A 16681-nucleotide genomic window follows, 5' to 3' on the forward strand; every position below is an offset into this window, starting at 1 on the left:
GATCTTCGAGTCGATCATCCAGAATGTGTGTCATGGCTCTTCCGCGCAGTGGCCCCGTTCGAAGCGAAGCCGCGCGCCTGGCGATCCTCGACGCGGCGGCCGCGCTCTTCGCCGAGGACGGGTACGACCACCTGACGATCGAGGGGATCGCCCGACGCGCGGGAGTCGGCAAGCAGACCATCTATCGCTGGTGGCCGGGCAAAGGCGACGTCCTCGCCGAGGCGATCCTCGAGGGGCGACTCCTCGACAGCCGCCGCCGGCCGCCCGACACCGGAGACGCACGCGCCGATCTCGCCGCCTGGCTGACGGACCTCTTCACCCTGCGCGCGAGCCCCGACGGTGAGAGCCTGATGCGCTCGTTCGTCGCCGCGGCCGCCGAGAGCGCGGAGATCGGGCGACGCCTGCGCGCCGAGATCCTGGCGGCACCGCTCATGGAGCGCCTGTCGCAAGCGATGGGAGGAGCACGCGGCGCCCGCCTCGAGGCGGCCGCCGATGCTCTTCTCGGGGCGACGATCCTTCGCGCGCTGAGCAGAGAGCGCTTCGGCGCCGACGACATGAGAACGCTCGTCGACACGATCACCCGCCCCCCGGGCGGAACGGATGCACCGGGTCGGTGACGCCGTGTGACAGCGCGGCTGTGCGGCAGTCCCGCTCGACGGCAGAGTCGAGGCACCGACCGAATGGAGCCTCATGTCGACCGACCTCGACCACCTCGTCTTCGCCGGACCCTCGCTCGCCGATGCGGTCGACGAGATCGAAAGCCTGACCGGCGTCCGCGCCGCCCCGGGCGGACGACACACCACCACCGGCACGGCCAATGCGCTGATCGCCCTCACGATCGACGGTGAGCCCGGCCCCCAGTACCTGGAGATCATCGGGCCCGATGCCGACGCCGGCCGAGCGGCATCCGAGATCCCGACCTTCGGTATCGACAGCCTCGCCGCCCCGCGGCTGGTGGGCTTCGCCCTGCACCCGCAAGACCTGGATGCCACGGTCGCGCGGCTGCGTACCCTCGGAGCCGACCCGGGCGACATCGAGCCGCTCGGGCGCGTGCGCCCTGACGGCGTTCAGCTCTCGTGGCGCCTGACCCGGCGTGCCGGCAACGCGTGGGACGGTCTGCCCTTCCTCATCGACTGGCAGGACAGCCCTCACCCCGGCCTCGGCGACCTGCCGCAGCTCGAACTCACGCAGTTCCGGGTCAGCGCTCCCCCCGCGGACGCCCGCTTCGAGGCCCTCTCCGCTCTGGGCCTGGACCCGACGCCGGGTTCGCCGGAACTGACCGTGGGGCTGCGCGGCATCCGATCGACCACGTTGTCGACCGGGTAGCACACCGCGAATCCCGACGTCCAGGCCCTGTGGGCGCCTCCTCGTCGGGTAGAATCTCGATCAGCAAGGGGAGTACTCCCACCGCGACGTTCTCGTCAATACGGCCACGCCATCGTGGACCCGGGACGTCGGCCCAGTTCACCGGGTGGAGGAGACCTTGGTGTCTTGTCGTACACCTGTTTCCCTTGGAGGCCGTCTTGGGCATCACACCCCTGGTCTGGATCATCACCATCGCGGTCACGATCGCGTTCTTCGTCTTCGAGTTCTTCGCACACGTGCGGAAACCGCACGAACCCACCATCGGCGAATCCGCCCGCTGGTCGGCGTTCTACATCGGGCTCGCTCTGCTTTTCGGTGTCGGTGTCGGCATCGTCTCGGGCTGGACCTACGGCGGGGAGTACTTCGCCGGCTACCTGACCGAGAAGGCGTTGTCGATCGACAACCTGTTCGTGTTCCTCATCATCATGACCGGGTTCGCGGTGCCGAAGAAGTATCAGCAGAAGGTCCTGATGATCGGCATCGTCATCGCCCTCATCATGCGCGGCGCCTTCATCGCCGTCGGTGCGGCGCTGATCGAGAACTTCTCGTGGATCTTCTACATCTTCGGCGCCCTCCTGCTCTTCCTGGCGTACAAGCAGGCGTTCTCGCACGGAGACAGCGACCCGGCCAACGGCAAATTCATGAAGTTCGTGCGGCGCATCCTCCCCGTGAGCGAGGAGTACAACGACGACAAGCTCACCGTCCGCAAGAACGGCAAGCGCTTCGTCACGCCGATGCTGCTGGTGATCATCGCGATCGGCTTCATCGACCTCGTCTTCGCGGTCGACTCGATCCCCGCGATCTACGGTCTGACGCAGGAGGCCTACATCGTGTTCACCGCGAACGCCTTCGCCCTCATGGGCCTGCGCCAGCTGTACTTCCTCATCGGCGGACTGCTGGAGCGCCTGGTCTACCTCGCCCAGGGACTCGCCGTCATCCTCGCGTTCATCGGTGTGAAGCTCGTCTTCCACGCTCTGCACGTCAACGAGCTGCCCTTCATCAACGGCGGCGAGCCGCTGCTGTGGGTGCCCGAGATCCCCATCTGGTTCTCGCTGCTGTTCATCGCCGCGACCGTCGCGGTCGCGACCTGGCTGAGTCTGCGCAAGACCCGCAACGACGCGCAGAAGAAGCAACGCGAGACCTTCGACGGCGAGAAGGTCGTCCACGCACCGGAGGACTGACCCTGATCAGCGGGCCCGCGGCACACGCCGCGGGCCCGCTGCCGTATCCGGCGCCGACGCGCAACCCCGGCGAGCCCCGCGCCGGCCCCGCCTACCGTGGCCGACATGACGCGATTCGGCTACACCCTCATGACCGAGCAGAGCGGCCCCCGGGCCCTCGTCGACTACGCCGTCGGCGCCGAGCGCGCCGGGTACGACTTCCTGGTCTCCAGCGACCACTACTCCCCCTGGCTCACGAGCCAGGGACACGCACCCTACGCGTGGACGGTCCTCGGCGCCGTCGCGCACGCCACCTCCACCGCGGAGCTGATGACGTATGTCACCTGCCCCACGGTGCGGTACCACCCCGCCGTGGTCGCACAGAAGGCGGCGACGTTGCAGCTGCTGTCGGAGGGGCGTTTCACCCTCGGTCTCGGCTCGGGCGAGAACCTGAACGAGCACGTCGTCGGCGAGGGCTGGCCGGCCGTCCACGCCCGTCAGGACATGCTCGTGGAGGCCATCGAGATCATCCGAGCCCTGCACACGGGCGATCTCGTCACGTACGACGGCGAGTACTTCCGCGTCGACTCGGCCCGCGTCTGGGACGCGCCCGAGGGTGGCGTCCCCATCGGCGTCGCCGTTTCCGGGGAGCACTCGATCGAGCGCTTCGCTCCGCTCGGCGACCACCTGATCACCACCGAACCCGACGCCGAGGTGGTGCAGGGGTGGAACGAGCACCACGACGGCGACTCCCGCAAGATCGGCCAGATCCCCATCAGCTGGGACCCCGACAAGGATGCCGCCATCGCGCGCGCTCACGATCAGTTCCGGTGGTTCGCCGGAGGGTGGGCCGTCAATGCCGACCTGCCGACTCCCGCGGGCTTCGCCGGCGCCTCGCAGTTCGTCCGCCCCGAGGATGTTGGGGAGTCCATCGCGTGCGGGCCCGATCTGGACGAGCTCGCCGAGAGCGTGCGGCCGTTCATCGACGCGGGATTCACCGACGTCGCGATCGTGCAGGTCGGCGACGCGCAGCAGCAGCGCTTCGTCGACGAGATCGCTGAGCCCCTGCTCGAAAAGCTCCGCGCGCTGTGAACGCCCTCGAGACCGGGCAGGCTCAGCGCGCGACGTGCCCGGTCTCGACGACCCACTTCTCGAGCCGCCAGGCGGGAATCCGGAACACGCGGGCGACGTCGGTGAGCGCGAATCCGCCTTCGACGATGGATGCCACCGCGAACTCCTGCAGCGAGCGGAAGGCGCGGCCGGCCAACGCGCCCGTGCGCAGGTCGGCGAACGTCCGGGGAACGGGCGTGGTCGCACCGCCCGGCGCGACGAACACATAGGCAGAGTTCTCCCTCATACCGTGGGAGAGGGCATAGTCGTGAGCGCGCGCGACGGCCGCCGTCTGCTCCCGGTGCGCGGCCGGAGTTGCGGGGACTCCCCGGCCGGCTGCGGGCACGGCCGTGTCGACCCGCGTCGGGGAGGACACCGCGTTCGGCGCCGGCGACGGGGCCACGTGCTCGACGATCGGCGGAGTCTGCGGCATCCAGGGTGCCGGAGGCAGAGGGCCGCCCCAGACCTTCTCGGTCGGCGCGAACGTGCGGGCGCCGACCGCCCGCGCCGATTCGCTGGGCGATGTCGCCGCTGCGGGGATCTCGGCGGCGACCTCAGCGACGTCGACATGCGCCCAGGGCGCCGGGGGAAGCTCCCCGCCCCACACGACCTCACTCGGCACGACGTAGGGGCTCGACGGTTCGACCCGCTCGTCCGCGGCCTGTGTCGCCGAGGCGTCGCGGAAGAGGTCGGCGAGCGAGATCTCGAAGGTCTCGGCGAGAGCCACGAGCGTCGCGAGCGACGCGGTACTCCTCCCCGCCTCGACTCCGCGCAACCGCGCTTCCGACAGTCCCGACTCGAAGGAGAGGTCGCTGATCGAGAGCTGCCGGCCTCGGCGCAGATCGCGTACCCGATCCGCGAGCGCGCGCAGGACATCGTCGAGCCGGTCGTCGGATTCGAAATCGCTCATCGGCGCTCCTTCGAGGGGGCTGCGTCCGCGAGGACCGCGTCATCCACCCACTGCTGCAATCGCCACTGCTGGATACGGAACAGCCGCGAGATCGTCGACACCGAGTATCCTCCCTCGACGACGGCCGCCACGGCGAACTCGCGCAGTGACGGAAAAGTGCGCCCCTCCAGAGCGCCCGTGCGCAGATCGGCGAACGACCGCGGCCGCGACGTCGCGGGAGCACGAGAAGGACCGGGGCGCGGCGTCACCGGTCGCGTCGCGTCGCGCGACGCAGCGCCCCACGACGCCGGCGGAGCCTCGGTCGCCGCTGCGGCCGGCGCCGGCGCGTCCGCCGCCGCGGCGAAGACCGGAACCGCGGCCGGCGCATCGAGACCGCCACCGCCGTCGGCGGGCAGTGCGCGGTACGTCGCCACCTGTTCCTCCCCGTGACGCAGCAGAGCCTCGCGGAGGAGTTCGCGCAATCGCTGGTGTTCCCGTCGGCGCCGCCAGAGCAGCGGCAGTCCGATGGCGGGGATCAAGAGCACGAGCGCCCACAGCCACATCATCGGATGCTCGTTCATCCACCCGACCCAGGCCCACTGGAAGCGCCAGTCGCTCTCGTCGTTGCCGGCTTGCATCGTTCGCGCGCCCGACCAGATGGCCACGGCATCCTCGCCGACACCATGGAACGTGCTCCCGGTGATATCCGCACGGGCGCCCTCGGCGAGCTCGATCGCCGAGCCGGTACTGACGGAGAGATCGTTCCCGCTCATCACGACGGCCGCACCCGTCAGCTCCACGGCGATGCGGCGTCCCGCGATGCGCGAGTCCGACACCGTGGCATCCGTGATCCGACCGCTGATGTCGAGTCCGCGCAGTTCCGTCGACGACAGGTCGGCGCTCGCGACCGTGAGCCCGCTGAGCGGACCCTCGAGAAGGACCGCGGTGCGCTCCTCGTCGACCGTCGCCTGCCGGATCTCGGTCGTGTCGGTCGAGATCACCCGCACACCGCCCTCGGTGTTGCCGTGCACGCGCGACTCGGTCAGCGTGAACCCCTGCGACGGAGTCGTTCCGTATCCGCCCGTCGTCGGCCCGTCGGCGAGCGCCGCGCCGTCGACGCGGATACCCCACCCCGCCGAGTCCGTGACGACGGTACCCGTGACGGAGAGATTCGGGCTCTGGCGCGATACCGCGATCCCGTCCGCCCCGGAGGCGGTGATCGTGGAGTTCTCGATGCGGGTGTCCGTCCCGCCGTTGGTCACTTCGACGCCCGTGAGCGTCGACTGATCGACCGTGGTGTCGACGATCTCCACGGTCGACGTGTCGGAGGCGAACACACCGTAGTGCAGGCCGGTGAGACGGGAGCTCGTGAGGTGCACTTCGGCGTCGCCGAACCCCGTCCCGGTGATCGCGAGACCACCGGTCCGCCCGCTCCAGTACCCGAGCTGCTCGATGTCGGCGTAGTTGGTCAGCAGTGCCCCGTCGCGCACGCGGATGTAGGCGCGCCCGTCCGTCTCGTCGACGTCGGCCGCACCGGCGCCCTCATCCCACGAGGTGATGCGGATCGGCGCTCCCTCGGCCCCGGCGAGCTGCAGGCGCCCTCCCCACGCCACGATGCTCGTGGCCCCGGCCGACGAGCTCGCCAATCGCAGCGTCGAGCCGGGAGCGATGATGTCGAGCTGCACCCCCGGACGCACCACGACGTTTCGGACGAGGGTGAACGTGGCGTTGTCGTCCTTGCGCACCGCGCCCATCGCGACGAGCTGGTCCAGCACGTACACCGTCCCTTGATCTCCATCCGGCGCGAGCACGACCGTGTTCCAGGTCGCGGACAGCGCCGGGTCGTCGCGCGAGAGTCCCGCGACGGTCGAGAGCCGGGTGTCCTCCGCCGCGACGCGCTCAGCGGGCGTCAGCGGAGGCGCCGCGTCGCCCGCGGGATCCGCGGGCGCGGCGCCGACGACGGCGGTGTCGGAGCGCCCGTCGTTCTTCAGCCAGGGCAGCAGCGTTCCGGTGTGGACGATGTTCCCCACCAGGATCACCGCGACCACGATGACGATCACCGCGACCAGCAGGATCACCCGCCCGACGCCGCGGAAGCCGGCGTGGGTGTCCCCACGCTCGTGCGCGGTGAGTGCGCCGTGGTTCTCATCCACGCGTGATCTCCACCCCGGTCACCGTCTCGTCGCGGCCGGTCGCCTCCGAGGAGGGAGGTTCCTGTTGCGGATCGCGCAGACTCGCTTCGCTCTGCCCCTCGCCCCCCTGCATGTCGGCCGAGCGGGTGAGCCACCCCTGCTTGTTCATCGTGAACAGGGCGTAGAGCTTGATGGGCAGCGCGACCATGATGATGACGAGGGTCACCAGCGGCAGCAGCACGATGTCCTCGGGACGCCGCCAGAGGTGACTCAGGCCGCGGATGCCACGCCCGACGAAGAGCCACACGATCGCCAGCCCGAGGGCGAGCCACGGATGATCCGAGCGCATCGACAGGACGATGTACGACAGCGCGACGAACATCGTGAAGGGCGTGAGCAGGATCTGCATCATCGTGATCTGCGAGATGACCGGAACCTTGAAGACCCAGCCGTGACGAAGAGCCGTGAGGTAGCAGCGGAAGGAGTTACGGCTCCAGCGCACCCGTTGCTTCACGAAGGCGCGGAAGGTGCCCGGGAACATCGAGAGGGCGCGTGCGCTGTCTTGGTGCGCGACGCGGAACCCCTGCGAGAGCACGAGCCACGTCATCCGCCCGTCATCGCCCGCCACGCACTCTTTGCCGAAGAAGATCTCGTGCTCGAGGTCTTCGACGCGCGGTTGGATCACCGACGTCCGGTAGGCCGCGGTGCGCCCGGAGGCGCAGATGATGCCCCCGAAGCGCCCCATCGCGGGCGCGTAGTCGGTGTACCGGAGGTCGATGATCCAGTCGGCCACACGCCGCCACACGCTCGACTTCGGAAGGTAGACGTTCTGCCGCGTGCTCACCGCCCCCACCGCCGGGTCGATGAACGGCATCTGGATCGCGTCGAACATCCCGTCCTCCCACGCCGTGTCGGAGTCCACGAAGACGACGAGCTCGGTGTCGACCATCCGGATGCCGACCCCGAGCGCCGAGCGCTTTCCCCGGTGCCGGAACATCACCACGTCGACGGTGGGTAACCCCAGCGCTTCGATGCGGCGCTGCGCCTCGACGTCGGCCACGTCGAGCACGATGATGATGCGGGACGGCCCCTGTCGAACCCAGGTGTGGAGGCATCGGACGAGCACGTCGGGATCCTCGCGGTACGAGGGGACGACGACGGTCGCGGTGGTCCGGTACAGGTTCTTCACCGGCCGCGCCGTCGCGGCGAGGATCTTGCGGATCAGCCAGAACCCCCACGACACGATGCCGAGGTAGCCGAACGGCAGCACCCACATCAGCTGCTCGCCGAAGGACGCGTTCGCCATGACTCTCTCCCTCGCGCGTCGGGTAACGCGATTCGATGCCCGGGGGAGACACTGAAGGGTACCGCGCCCGTGTTACCGGCAGGGAACGTTTCCGAGGGACACGCCCGCATCCCCCGCGTTGTCGCACGACACGACGTTTCCCGCCGTGCGCGCGGCGCCCACGAGATTCACGCCCACTCCCCCAGGCCCCGGCCGCAGCGTGCTCGTGGCGATGGTGTTGTCCGACCCCCACGGTGCCAGGATGACGTGGACCGACACCGCGTCGACCGGACCGGTGATCGTGCTGTCCTGGAGCGTCCATCCGGCGCCCTTCAGGTCGACGGTGCTGTCGACCACGGCATCCGGCCCCACCGAGAGGGTCGACGCGCGGACGACTCCGCCCGTCGTCCCCTCCTTGACGTCGAGGGCTTCCGCGGTGGTGTCGCTGACCTCGAGTCGCTCGAACACGTTGCGGTCACTTCGATCGGGCTCGCACGCGGTGTAGCGGCACCAGTTCGACTCGGCGGATCCGACGTACACTCCCTCGCCGTACGTCGGATCGTCGAGTCCCGTTCGCACGACCGAGACGTCGGTCACCAGATTGTCGGTGCTCGCGGTGCGCAGGTGCAGGCCCTCCTGCCCCACGTCGGAGATGTGCAGGCGTGAGAGCTGAACGTGGGACGCGCCGTCCAGCACGATCCCTTTCTGCCCCCCGCGTACCTCGAGGTCCTGCACCTGCCAATACGAGGCACCATCGACGTGCAGCCCGTAGCCATCGCCCGTTCCCCCCGCGTCGATCGCCGAACCGGGCACTCCGCACAGCACGATCGGGCGGTCCGCACCACCGTCGACCGAGATACGGAAACGCCCGTCGTAGGTCACCGGCGACAGCTGCAGGACATCACCGGGCCTCGCGGCATCCAGGGCACTCTGCAGCGCATCACCGCCCGGCGGGATCTCGACAGCCCCGGGCGCGCACGGGGACGGGGCCGGCGAGACGGGCGACGACACCACGGGCGCGCAGGCCGTCAGTGCCGCGCCCCCGCAGACGACGACGACGACGAACGCGAACGGGAAGCGGGCTGCGCGGGACATCGCGTCGAGTATGACAGCCGCATCGGCGACGGTTCGGGCCGCGGGGCCACCCGCGGGCGAGCCCGCGCGGCCCGAGACCGCCGCCGGTGCGCTCACGCGCCGTCGCGCACGTCACGGAAGAAGGTGTCGATGTGCGCACGGAGGGCCTCGATGCGGCGGTCGCGTGCGGCACCGGCATCGTGCCCGAGATATGCGGGAGGGTCGAGGCGCCGCACGTTCCTCGAGCACTCGAAGCGGGAACAGAGCAGGGTGCCCACGGTGTTGCCCGCGCGACCGGCCTTTCCTCCGCGGCGTGCCGAGAAGAACACGACGTCGTTGGGCAGCGTCACGTCCGAGCACCACGAGCACTGCGGTCGAGAGCGCGTGGGTTGCTCGGCCTGACGCAATTGCAGCCCGACGGGGGTGCCGTCGACCTCGGCGACGATGAATCCGAGGAGGGGCGTCTTGGGGTCGCGCCACCCGACGTAGTCGAGGCGGTCCCAATCGTTCGCCGCGAGGTCGGTCGGGACGACCAGCGCGCTGCGCTCGCGGGTCGAGACGTTGACGAAGGAGGAACGGACGGTGGAAGGAGTGAGAGCGTGCACGAGGAGAATCCCGTCGATGGGTCGCGCGATCGTCGATCGCACGACGAAGGGGGTCGCGCGCGGAGTTCCGCGCGCGGGCGGACGACACCGGCTCAGCCGCGCACGGCGAGGGGTCGTGAAGGGCATCGCCCGGAGAATCGGGCGCGCCCGCACCGGTCAGCCGGCGAGGGGAACAGCGCGATCGGTGCCTCTGCCGCCGGCGCTCTGCGCGCCGACGACCCCCTCACGCCCGGAGGGCATCGACGAGGTGATGGGGGACATACCCCTCAGCGTACGCCGCTCACACCCGGAATGACGGAGACCCGAGCACGCGCTCGACGGCCATCTCGAGCACGACGCGCTCGGGGTTCACCCGCGGCTGACGGTACCGCGTGGCGTACAGCTCGACCGCGCGCGCGACCGCGGTCGGATCGTCCGTGACGTGGGCCGTGCCCTCGAAGCTGATCCATCGAGCCCCGTCGACGGAGCAGATGGAAGCGCGCCCGCTGCGTTCGGCGTTGAGGAACTTCTGCGTTCCGCGAGAGCCGATGACCCGCACGACCCCGTCGTCGTAGGTGAATCCCACCGGAACGGAGTGGACGCGTCCCTGACGCCCCACCGTGGAGAGAGTTGCCAGATGGTACTCGCCGAGGAAGGCGAGGGCGTCGTCGGTCAGCACTGGTCCAGCGTGCCACGTCCGGCGACACGCGTGACGCGCCTGTCGGCGGCGTCCCAGCGTCGCAGCTGCACGGCGCGCACCTCGAGCTCTCCGCCGCCGACCGCCGCGACCGCTTCCAGCGCCGCCCCCAGCCGGTCGATCGGGATGCGCCGGGCCAGGGTGACGTGGGGTGTCCACGCACCGGGCGCGGTGTGATCGCCCTCGTCCCGGGAACCGGCCTGCTGGTGCACCGCAGCGTGGAAATGAAGCAGGGCCGCGGAGGGGACGATCGAGCGGGCGAGGACCCGGGTGCGCCGCGTGCCGAACAGGATGGGCGCCCCCAGAGTGAGCGGCATGGGCAGGTAGCCCTCCACGGACGCACCGTCGAAGCGCTCGAGAGACGAGCGGACGAGCAGGGTCACATGCGGCCGATTGCTGGCCCCGGTGTGATCTGCCTGACTCGGCAGTCCGGCGAGGCGAAGCGCCTCCCATTCTTGCCGGACGGCCCCGTCGGACGCCTCGTCGAACGTGAGTTCCAGGCTGACGAGCGTCGTCATGATCGCGTCAGTGCGTCGACCACCACGCCGCCGCCACCAGCGCCGGCTGGAAGAAGAGCCGGACGAACCGCTTGCGATCGGTGTCGAGCCCGAACGCCGAGCGGCGCTTCCTCCACTGATCGATGTTTCCGGGGAAGATCGCGACGTAGAACGCGGCCAGGGCGGCTCCGATGCGTCGGCGCTCCCGGGGCAGGGCGATGAGAGCGAGACCGAAGCCGGCTTCGACGACACCGGATGCCACGACCACCAGGTCGCGATCCAGAGGCAGCTGCTCGACGAGGACGTCCGGCACTTGTGCCTGGAAGTCGCGCCGCGCGAAGGTGAGGTGCGAGACACCTGCGAAGATCATGGCCGCCGCGAGCGCCCACCGTACGACCGATTTCATGGTCCCACCGTAGGTCGCCGACTCCCCCGCTCCCGCGGGCTTGACGACACCGACATCGACTTCCCGACAACGAATCGGGTGCTTACGCGAGGGGGTCGTTTCGCGCAACCCCCGGACGACGTCCGCAGCGCGCGGATTGACTGTGACCGCACCGGGGAGGAGGAGCGCATGACCATCACGGACATGGCGGAGGCGAGAGTCGACGACGCTGACGTCACCGCGCTCCTCGCTCGAGCCGCCGCCGGAGACCGCGACGCCTTCGGGTCGTTCTACGACCAGACCGCTCCACGGATCTACGCCATGCTGCTTCGCGTCCACGACCCGCGCCGGTCGGAATCCCTGCTCGAGGAGATCTACGTCGAAGCCTGGGAGCGGACGACGTCGCGTGGGGTTCCGCCCTGCCCGGCCTGGGAATGGTTGGCCCTCATGGCCCGCCGCCACGTCTCCGGCCGAGGTTGAGATGCCGCGCCCAGCGGGATGCAGCGGGGGATGCGGCCGCCGCGCCGATGTCGCCACGACCATTTTGACGTGCTGGACCACCGGTCCGGCATCTCACTCAGTTCCCGCGGAGACCCGCAGGACTCTTTCGCGGGCCGTTCCGGAGATCGTGACAGAAATCCTTCCCGGCGCTCGCCTAACTATCGCGAACGAAAAGATGGCCTTCGCCTCGACCAGGGCTGAACTACCGTGTCAGCGCCTGAAGTCCATAGGCATGCGTGAATCTCGTCCGCCTAACTAGACTGTGCGATCGGGCGGCAGGGCGACGGGAGAACGATGACAATCGTGGAGAACGAAGACCCCTCGACGGTTGCCGCCCGCGCCGTCGAGCGGCTGCGATTGGCAGAAGCGCGACTGGCTCGCCGGCGCCAGACCGGGTGCGGACCGAGTGAGAACGCGAGGGCGGCCATGCGGCTGATCCTCGAACGGGCCGACGACGGGCAGAACGTCACCCCGACCGAGATCGCACAGGCCCTCGGCGTCTCGACGGCGTCGGTGACGGGGATGCTCGACCGCCTGCACGCGGGCGGCCTGATCGGCTTCGTCGCGAACCCCGACGACCGCCGGAGCAAGTTCGTCGTCCCCTTCGATCGCTCGACCGACGCCGACGCCATCGATCCGGTGACAGCCCGCATCAGAGAGTTCGCTCTCGCCCTGCCCCCGGGCACCGCAGACCAGGTGGCGGCGTTCCTCGACCGGGTGCGCGAGGTCGTCGACGCGGAGTGCGACTGACGCCCTACGTCGCGCGGGCCTCGGCGGCGTCGGGCTCCGGCTCGGCGATGATGGTCAGACCGTTCGCCGAGCTCGCCTCGTGCATCAACTGGTCGATCCACCGTCGGTTCAGCTGCGGAGCGCGGCTGCCGTAGAAGTGGAACACCAGCGGGATCGACGGGTGGATCCACAGCGTCCGCGTCCCGCTGCCGTCACCGACGGGGAAGTGGAACATGAAGGGCTCGCCGCGGCGGAGTTTGTTCATGAACACCACGCGCAGGTGAGACAACGTGCGGTCTTCGATATCGAAGGAATGACCCAACGCGTTGTAAACCAGTTTTCCCACAGAGAGAGACTACCCGGCTCTCGCAGCTAATCATCCGTTCACGGGCCGCCCCCGTAGGACGCGAGCTCGACTAGAGTCCAGTGCGTGGGGAGAGCACACCGCCCGGTCCGGCAGAGACGCCGAATTCCCCGCGCCCTCCTCGTGGTGGCCGCCGTGATCGTGATCGGCGCTCTCATCGCGGTGATCGCCGTCGTGGGGAGCCTGGTCTCCGCCCTCTTCCAGACGCTCGGCGCGCGCCCTCCCGCCGTTGACACGCGCATCGTCGCACCGGACGAGTCGAAAGCCGCGCGCGCGGCGAAGGATTCCTCCGCCACCGCCGACGAGACCGCGGCCGCAGCCTGGCTCGCCGCGCAGCCCACCACCTATTGGCTGACGCCCGAGATCGACCCCGTCGACGAGGTGTGGGACCGCGTCGCGCATCTGGCATCCGAAGCGCGGGATCAGGATGCCGCCCTCTCCGTCGCCGTCTACGGGCTCCCCGATCGCGACTGCGGCAATCACTCCGCCGGCGGGCTCGACCCCGATTCGTACCGCGACTGGACCGGCCGGATCGGCGATGCGCTGCGCAATGCCCCTGACGTCCAGAAGATCGTGATCCTCGAACCCGACAGCATCGCCCTGTCCTCTTCCTGCGGCTCCCCCGCAGATCGCGTGACCGCCCTGAGAACGGCCGTCGACAACATCCGCGGAACCAATACCTGGATCTACCTCGACGGCGGCCATTCCGCCTGGCATCCCGTCGACGAGATGGCCGATCTCATCACCGCGACGGGCCTCATCGGCGACGTCCGCGGCGTCGCACTGAACGTGTCGAACTATCAGGACACGGCGGCGGAGTTCGCCTACGCCCACGCGCTCTCGGAGCGGCTGGGCGGAACCCATGCCGTCATCGACACCTCACGCAACGGCGCAGGTCCCGCGGGCTCGCAGTGGTGCAATCCGTCGGGGCGCCTGGTGGGCGATCCCGGGGGCTCCTTCGGAGACGGCGTGGTCGACACCACGCTCTGGATCAAGCCTCCCGGCGAGAGCGACGGCGAGTGCAACGGAGGCCCTGCGGCGGGAACCTGGTGGCCCCAGGCCGCGGTGGAACTCACGCGGGAGAGCCGCTAGCACGAGCACGTACGCCCTCCGGGGACCGCCCGAGGCGTCATCAAAGTGTGTAAGGATGTGGCACGGTCCGTGTGGCCGCCGCGTCTCGGGGGAGAACGCGGGCACGATCTTCGTGCGAACCAGAAGAGTGGGTGTGATGAGCGACAGCACGGAGATGTTGAAGACGGCGGTGATCGTCGAAGACGATCCTGACATCCGCCATCTCCTCGTCGAGGTCTTGGAAGCAGCCGGCTTCTCGACCGTCTCGGTCGGGAACGGGATCGACGGCGTCCGCGCCGTGATCGCGTACCAACCGCTGATCACGACGCTCGATGTCAACATGCCCGGTATCGACGGCTTCGAAGCCGCGCGCCGCATCCGTCAGCAGAGCGACACCTACATCATCATGCTCACCGGCCTCGAGGAGGAGGCGGACGTCGTGCTGGGCTTGGGGGCCGGCGCGGACGAGTACGTCGTGAAGCCCTTCCGCCCGCGCGAGCTGCGTGCCCGCATCGAGGCGCTGTTGCGTCGGCCACGCGCCGGCGGCTCGTCCACCGCAGCTCCCCGCCAAGACAGCGTGGGACCCTCATTCCCGGCCGCGCGTCCGGCGGAGGCGCAGCCGCCCGCCGCCACCCCGCCCACCGCTCCCCCTGCGTCCGCGCCGGGCGTCCCCGTCGTCGTGCCATCGTCCCAGGGCCCTGAGCCCCGAGGCGGCGCGGGCAGCGATCTGGTCTCGCGCCCCGGGACCGACGCGGCCGTCCGCGCGCACGGGGCGGTCACCCCGACCGGCGGCCCCTGGGTCGTGCATCGCGACCTGCAGCTCGACCCGGACAGCAGGATCGTGCTCGTCGGTGGCGAGGAGCTCGATCTCACCCGGACGGAGTTCGACCTCCTGGCCACTCTCATGGAGTCGAAGCGTCGCGTCCGTAGCAAGGCCGATCTGACCCTGGTGCTGCGCGGGGAGTCCTACGTCACCAGCTACTTCGTCGGCGAAGCCGACAAGCGGGCGATCGAGGCGCACATGACGAACCTCCGCCGCAAGCTCGGCGACAACCCGGCGAACCCGCGATACATCGAGACCGTCCGGGGGGTGGGCTACCGCCTCACGTCGGAGTTGATGGCTGCGCCCTGAGCCACCGCGACGCGGCGACGCGGCGCGCAGACATGGTGCCCGCATACGACGAATGCCTCGGCCCTCCCCAGGGCCGAGGCATTCGTGTTTCTGACGCGTTCGGGTCGCGATCAGATCGGGAGTCCGTCACACCTTGAAGCCGTGGTGCCGACGGACGAGCTTGGAGAACATCAGGAGGGTCTGCAGGACGGTGACGACACCGACGATCGGCCAGCCGATCCACAGGATCGAGGACTGCACCATCGGGCCGACCATCACCCAGATCACCGCGAGGGCGATCGCGACGGCGAGGAGCACCACCATCGGGGCCCAGTGACCCAGCCCGCCACCGCGCTCGGCCTTGGCCTGCATGGCCCAGTTGTCGACCTTCTTACGCGAGAGGAAGCGCGTCCACGAGCGGACGAAGTGGCTGATGCGGATCCACATGAACAGCTCGGCCGGGAAGAACAGCACCGCGAAGAGGACGTCGCGACGGTTGACGGCCTTCATGGTGCGCGCGATGCGCAGGTTGAGCAGCATCGCGATGACCGGCGGGATGAGCCACAGCGGCGAGAAGACGAAGGCGCCGATGGAGAGGGAGCCTGCGAGCAGCGTGAGGAAGGCCACGCGGACGAACAGGTTCGTCAGCATGCCGAAGTTCTCGAACCAGCGCAGACGCAGGTTGGGGTGGAAGGGCTGACCCTTCGTGTCGCCGCGCTGGCCGGGCCACATCAGCTCGATGGCGCCATAGGTCCACTTCACCTGCTGCGCGTCGTATCCGGAGAGCGTCGTCATGCCACCCACGTCGGCGCGCGCGTAGGGGCTGATCTTGGTCAGGTAGCCGGCGCTCTTGATCTGCAGCGACAGAAGCGAGTCCTCCACCTCGGAGTCCTTGACCCACGGGGTGTTCTGGTGGTTCTGCTTCATGGCGTCGCGCAGGGCGTTGGTCGAGAAGATCGAGAACTGCCCGCCGAGCACCGCCATGTTGCGTCCGCGCAGCATGTTCTGAAGGTTGAAGGCCGCGAACTGCGTGCGCTGCCCAGCGGTGAGGAACTTCGCGATCACTCCCTTGATGGGCCGGTCGTCGATCGTGTAGATCGCGGAGATGCCGCCGATGCGGGAGTCCGACACGGCCTCGGTCTCGAGGTACTCCACGGCCTGGGAATCCGCGATCGTGTCGCCGTCGACGCCCAGGAGGTAGTCGTAGCCCTCGACGAGCGAGTAGCCGTAGTTGAGAGCACCGACCTTCTTGTCGGGGTTCTTGCCGATGTCGTGGACGAAGACCTCGGTGAACTGCTCGCCCAGGTCGGTCGAGATCTCGTGAGGCCCGCTGTACTCGGAGGCGATCTTCACGGTGTTGTCCGACGTGTTGTTCACGACCACGTGGATGACATCCGGCACGCGGGTCTGACCGAGCAGCGCCTCGATCACGTCGGCGATCGACTCTTCCTCGTTGTAGGCGGGAATGACGCACCCGATCGTCGAGCGGTGGACCGACGTGTTCTCCAGCACAGCGGCGAAGTCGTCGGCGAATCCGTGCTCCGAGGCCGCCGACGCCGTCGCCTCCACCGCAGGGTAGGCGAGCGCCTGGGAGTGGGGGGCGAAGTTGCGCGCATCGGTCATGGCGGGGTGTCTTCCTGTTCGGAGGGGTGGCGTGTCGGCCACGTCCCACTCTGGTAGGTTCGCCGCAAGACGCGTGCCGGGATCCGGCATCGTCCCCGCAAGAT

General features: G+C 69.2%; 18 protein-coding genes. 8 read left to right on the plus strand and 10 right to left on the minus strand.

Features of this window, described 5'->3' with window-relative positions; all coding sequences use genetic code 11:
* Nucleotides 1-32 precede the first annotated feature (32 nt).
* The 4 genes from PIR02_02205 (at nt 33) to PIR02_02220 (ending at nt 3617) form a co-directional block, all read left to right on the plus strand.
* On the plus strand, nt 33-617 hold the full coding sequence (locus tag PIR02_02205) for a TetR/AcrR family transcriptional regulator (protein WZH37485.1): 585 nt from the start codon (nt 33-35) through the stop codon (nt 615-617).
* A 73-nt stretch (nt 618-690) separates the two neighbouring features.
* Nucleotides 691-1326, plus strand: a complete 636-nt coding sequence (locus tag PIR02_02210) for a VOC family protein (GenBank protein ID WZH37486.1) — start codon at nt 691-693, stop codon at nt 1324-1326.
* Between the two features lie 197 nt (nt 1327-1523).
* Nucleotides 1524-2546 (plus strand): TerC family protein, encoded by a 1023-nt coding sequence (locus tag PIR02_02215; protein WZH37487.1) that lies wholly within the window; start codon nt 1524-1526, stop codon nt 2544-2546.
* A 105-nt stretch (nt 2547-2651) separates the two neighbouring features.
* Nucleotides 2652-3617 (plus strand): LLM class F420-dependent oxidoreductase, encoded by a 966-nt coding sequence (locus PIR02_02220; protein ID WZH37488.1) that lies wholly within the window; start codon nt 2652-2654, stop codon nt 3615-3617.
* Nucleotides 3618-3639: 22 nt separating this feature from the next.
* Here PIR02_02220 and PIR02_02225 read toward each other — a convergent pair whose 3' ends face one another.
* From PIR02_02225 to PIR02_02260, 8 genes are all read right to left on the minus strand, one after another.
* Nucleotides 3640-4545, minus strand: coding sequence for a helix-turn-helix domain-containing protein (locus PIR02_02225; protein WZH37489.1), 906 nt, complete (start codon nt 4543-4545; stop codon nt 3640-3642).
* Nucleotides 4542-6677 (minus strand): right-handed parallel beta-helix repeat-containing protein, encoded by a 2136-nt coding sequence (locus PIR02_02230; protein ID WZH37490.1) that lies wholly within the window; start codon nt 6675-6677, stop codon nt 4542-4544. Before PIR02_02230 ends, PIR02_02225 begins: the two co-directional genes overlap by 4 nt.
* Nucleotides 6670-7962, minus strand: coding sequence for a glycosyltransferase (locus PIR02_02235; GenBank protein WZH37491.1), 1293 nt, complete (start codon nt 7960-7962; stop codon nt 6670-6672). The genes PIR02_02230 and PIR02_02235 overlap by 8 nt, the downstream gene beginning before the upstream one ends.
* Nucleotides 7963-8034: 72 nt before the next feature.
* Nucleotides 8035-9036 (minus strand): hypothetical protein, encoded by a 1002-nt coding sequence (locus PIR02_02240; protein WZH37492.1) that lies wholly within the window; start codon nt 9034-9036, stop codon nt 8035-8037.
* Nucleotides 9037-9128: 92 nt separating this feature from the next.
* The gene (locus PIR02_02245) at nt 9129-9620 is read right to left on the minus strand and encodes an FBP domain-containing protein (GenBank protein WZH39068.1); all 492 of its coding nucleotides are present in this window, start codon (nt 9618-9620) and stop codon (nt 9129-9131) included.
* A gap of 280 nt (nt 9621-9900) precedes the next feature.
* Nucleotides 9901-10278: a PPOX class F420-dependent oxidoreductase gene (locus tag PIR02_02250; protein WZH37493.1), complete on the minus strand. Its 378-nt coding sequence runs from the start codon at nt 10276-10278 to the stop codon at nt 9901-9903.
* Nucleotides 10272-10814, minus strand: a complete 543-nt coding sequence (locus PIR02_02255) for a 2'-5' RNA ligase family protein (protein WZH37494.1) — start codon at nt 10812-10814, stop codon at nt 10272-10274. The genes PIR02_02250 and PIR02_02255 overlap by 7 nt, the downstream gene beginning before the upstream one ends.
* 7 nt (nt 10815-10821) lie before the next feature.
* Nucleotides 10822-11199: a hypothetical protein gene (locus tag PIR02_02260; GenBank protein ID WZH37495.1), complete on the minus strand. Its 378-nt coding sequence runs from the start codon at nt 11197-11199 to the stop codon at nt 10822-10824.
* Nucleotides 11200-11367: 168 nt separating this feature from the next.
* On the opposite strand from PIR02_02260, the gene PIR02_02265 reads away from it, so the two are divergent.
* Entirely contained in the window at nt 11368-11658 is a 291-nt protein-coding gene (locus tag PIR02_02265; GenBank protein WZH37496.1) for a hypothetical protein, read from the plus strand.
* A 324-nt stretch (nt 11659-11982) separates the two neighbouring features.
* Nucleotides 11983-12429 (plus strand): MarR family transcriptional regulator, encoded by a 447-nt coding sequence (locus tag PIR02_02270; protein ID WZH37497.1) that lies wholly within the window; start codon nt 11983-11985, stop codon nt 12427-12429.
* A gap of 4 nt (nt 12430-12433) precedes the next feature.
* Here PIR02_02270 and PIR02_02275 read toward each other — a convergent pair whose 3' ends face one another.
* Complete coding sequence (locus tag PIR02_02275) at nt 12434-12754, minus strand: ATP-dependent DNA ligase (GenBank protein ID WZH37498.1); 321 nt, start codon at nt 12752-12754, stop codon at nt 12434-12436.
* An 84-nt stretch (nt 12755-12838) separates the two neighbouring features.
* Between PIR02_02275 and PIR02_02280 the strand changes: the two genes are divergently transcribed.
* Nucleotides 12839-13864 (plus strand): glycoside hydrolase family 6 protein, encoded by a 1026-nt coding sequence (locus PIR02_02280; GenBank protein ID WZH37499.1) that lies wholly within the window; start codon nt 12839-12841, stop codon nt 13862-13864.
* 136 nt (nt 13865-14000) lie between these two features.
* Nucleotides 14001-14975: a response regulator transcription factor gene (locus tag PIR02_02285; protein WZH37500.1), complete on the plus strand. Its 975-nt coding sequence runs from the start codon at nt 14001-14003 to the stop codon at nt 14973-14975.
* A gap of 126 nt (nt 14976-15101) precedes the next feature.
* Here PIR02_02285 and PIR02_02290 read toward each other — a convergent pair whose 3' ends face one another.
* The gene (locus tag PIR02_02290; GenBank protein ID WZH37501.1) at nt 15102-16577 is read right to left on the minus strand and encodes a glycosyltransferase family 2 protein; all 1476 of its coding nucleotides are present in this window, start codon (nt 16575-16577) and stop codon (nt 15102-15104) included.
* Between the last annotated feature and the right edge of the window lie 104 nt (nt 16578-16681).

Origin of the sequence: Microbacterium enclense, assembly GCA_038182865.1 — a bacterium.
Lineage (GTDB): Bacteria > Actinomycetota > Actinomycetes > Actinomycetales > Microbacteriaceae > Microbacterium > Microbacterium enclense_B.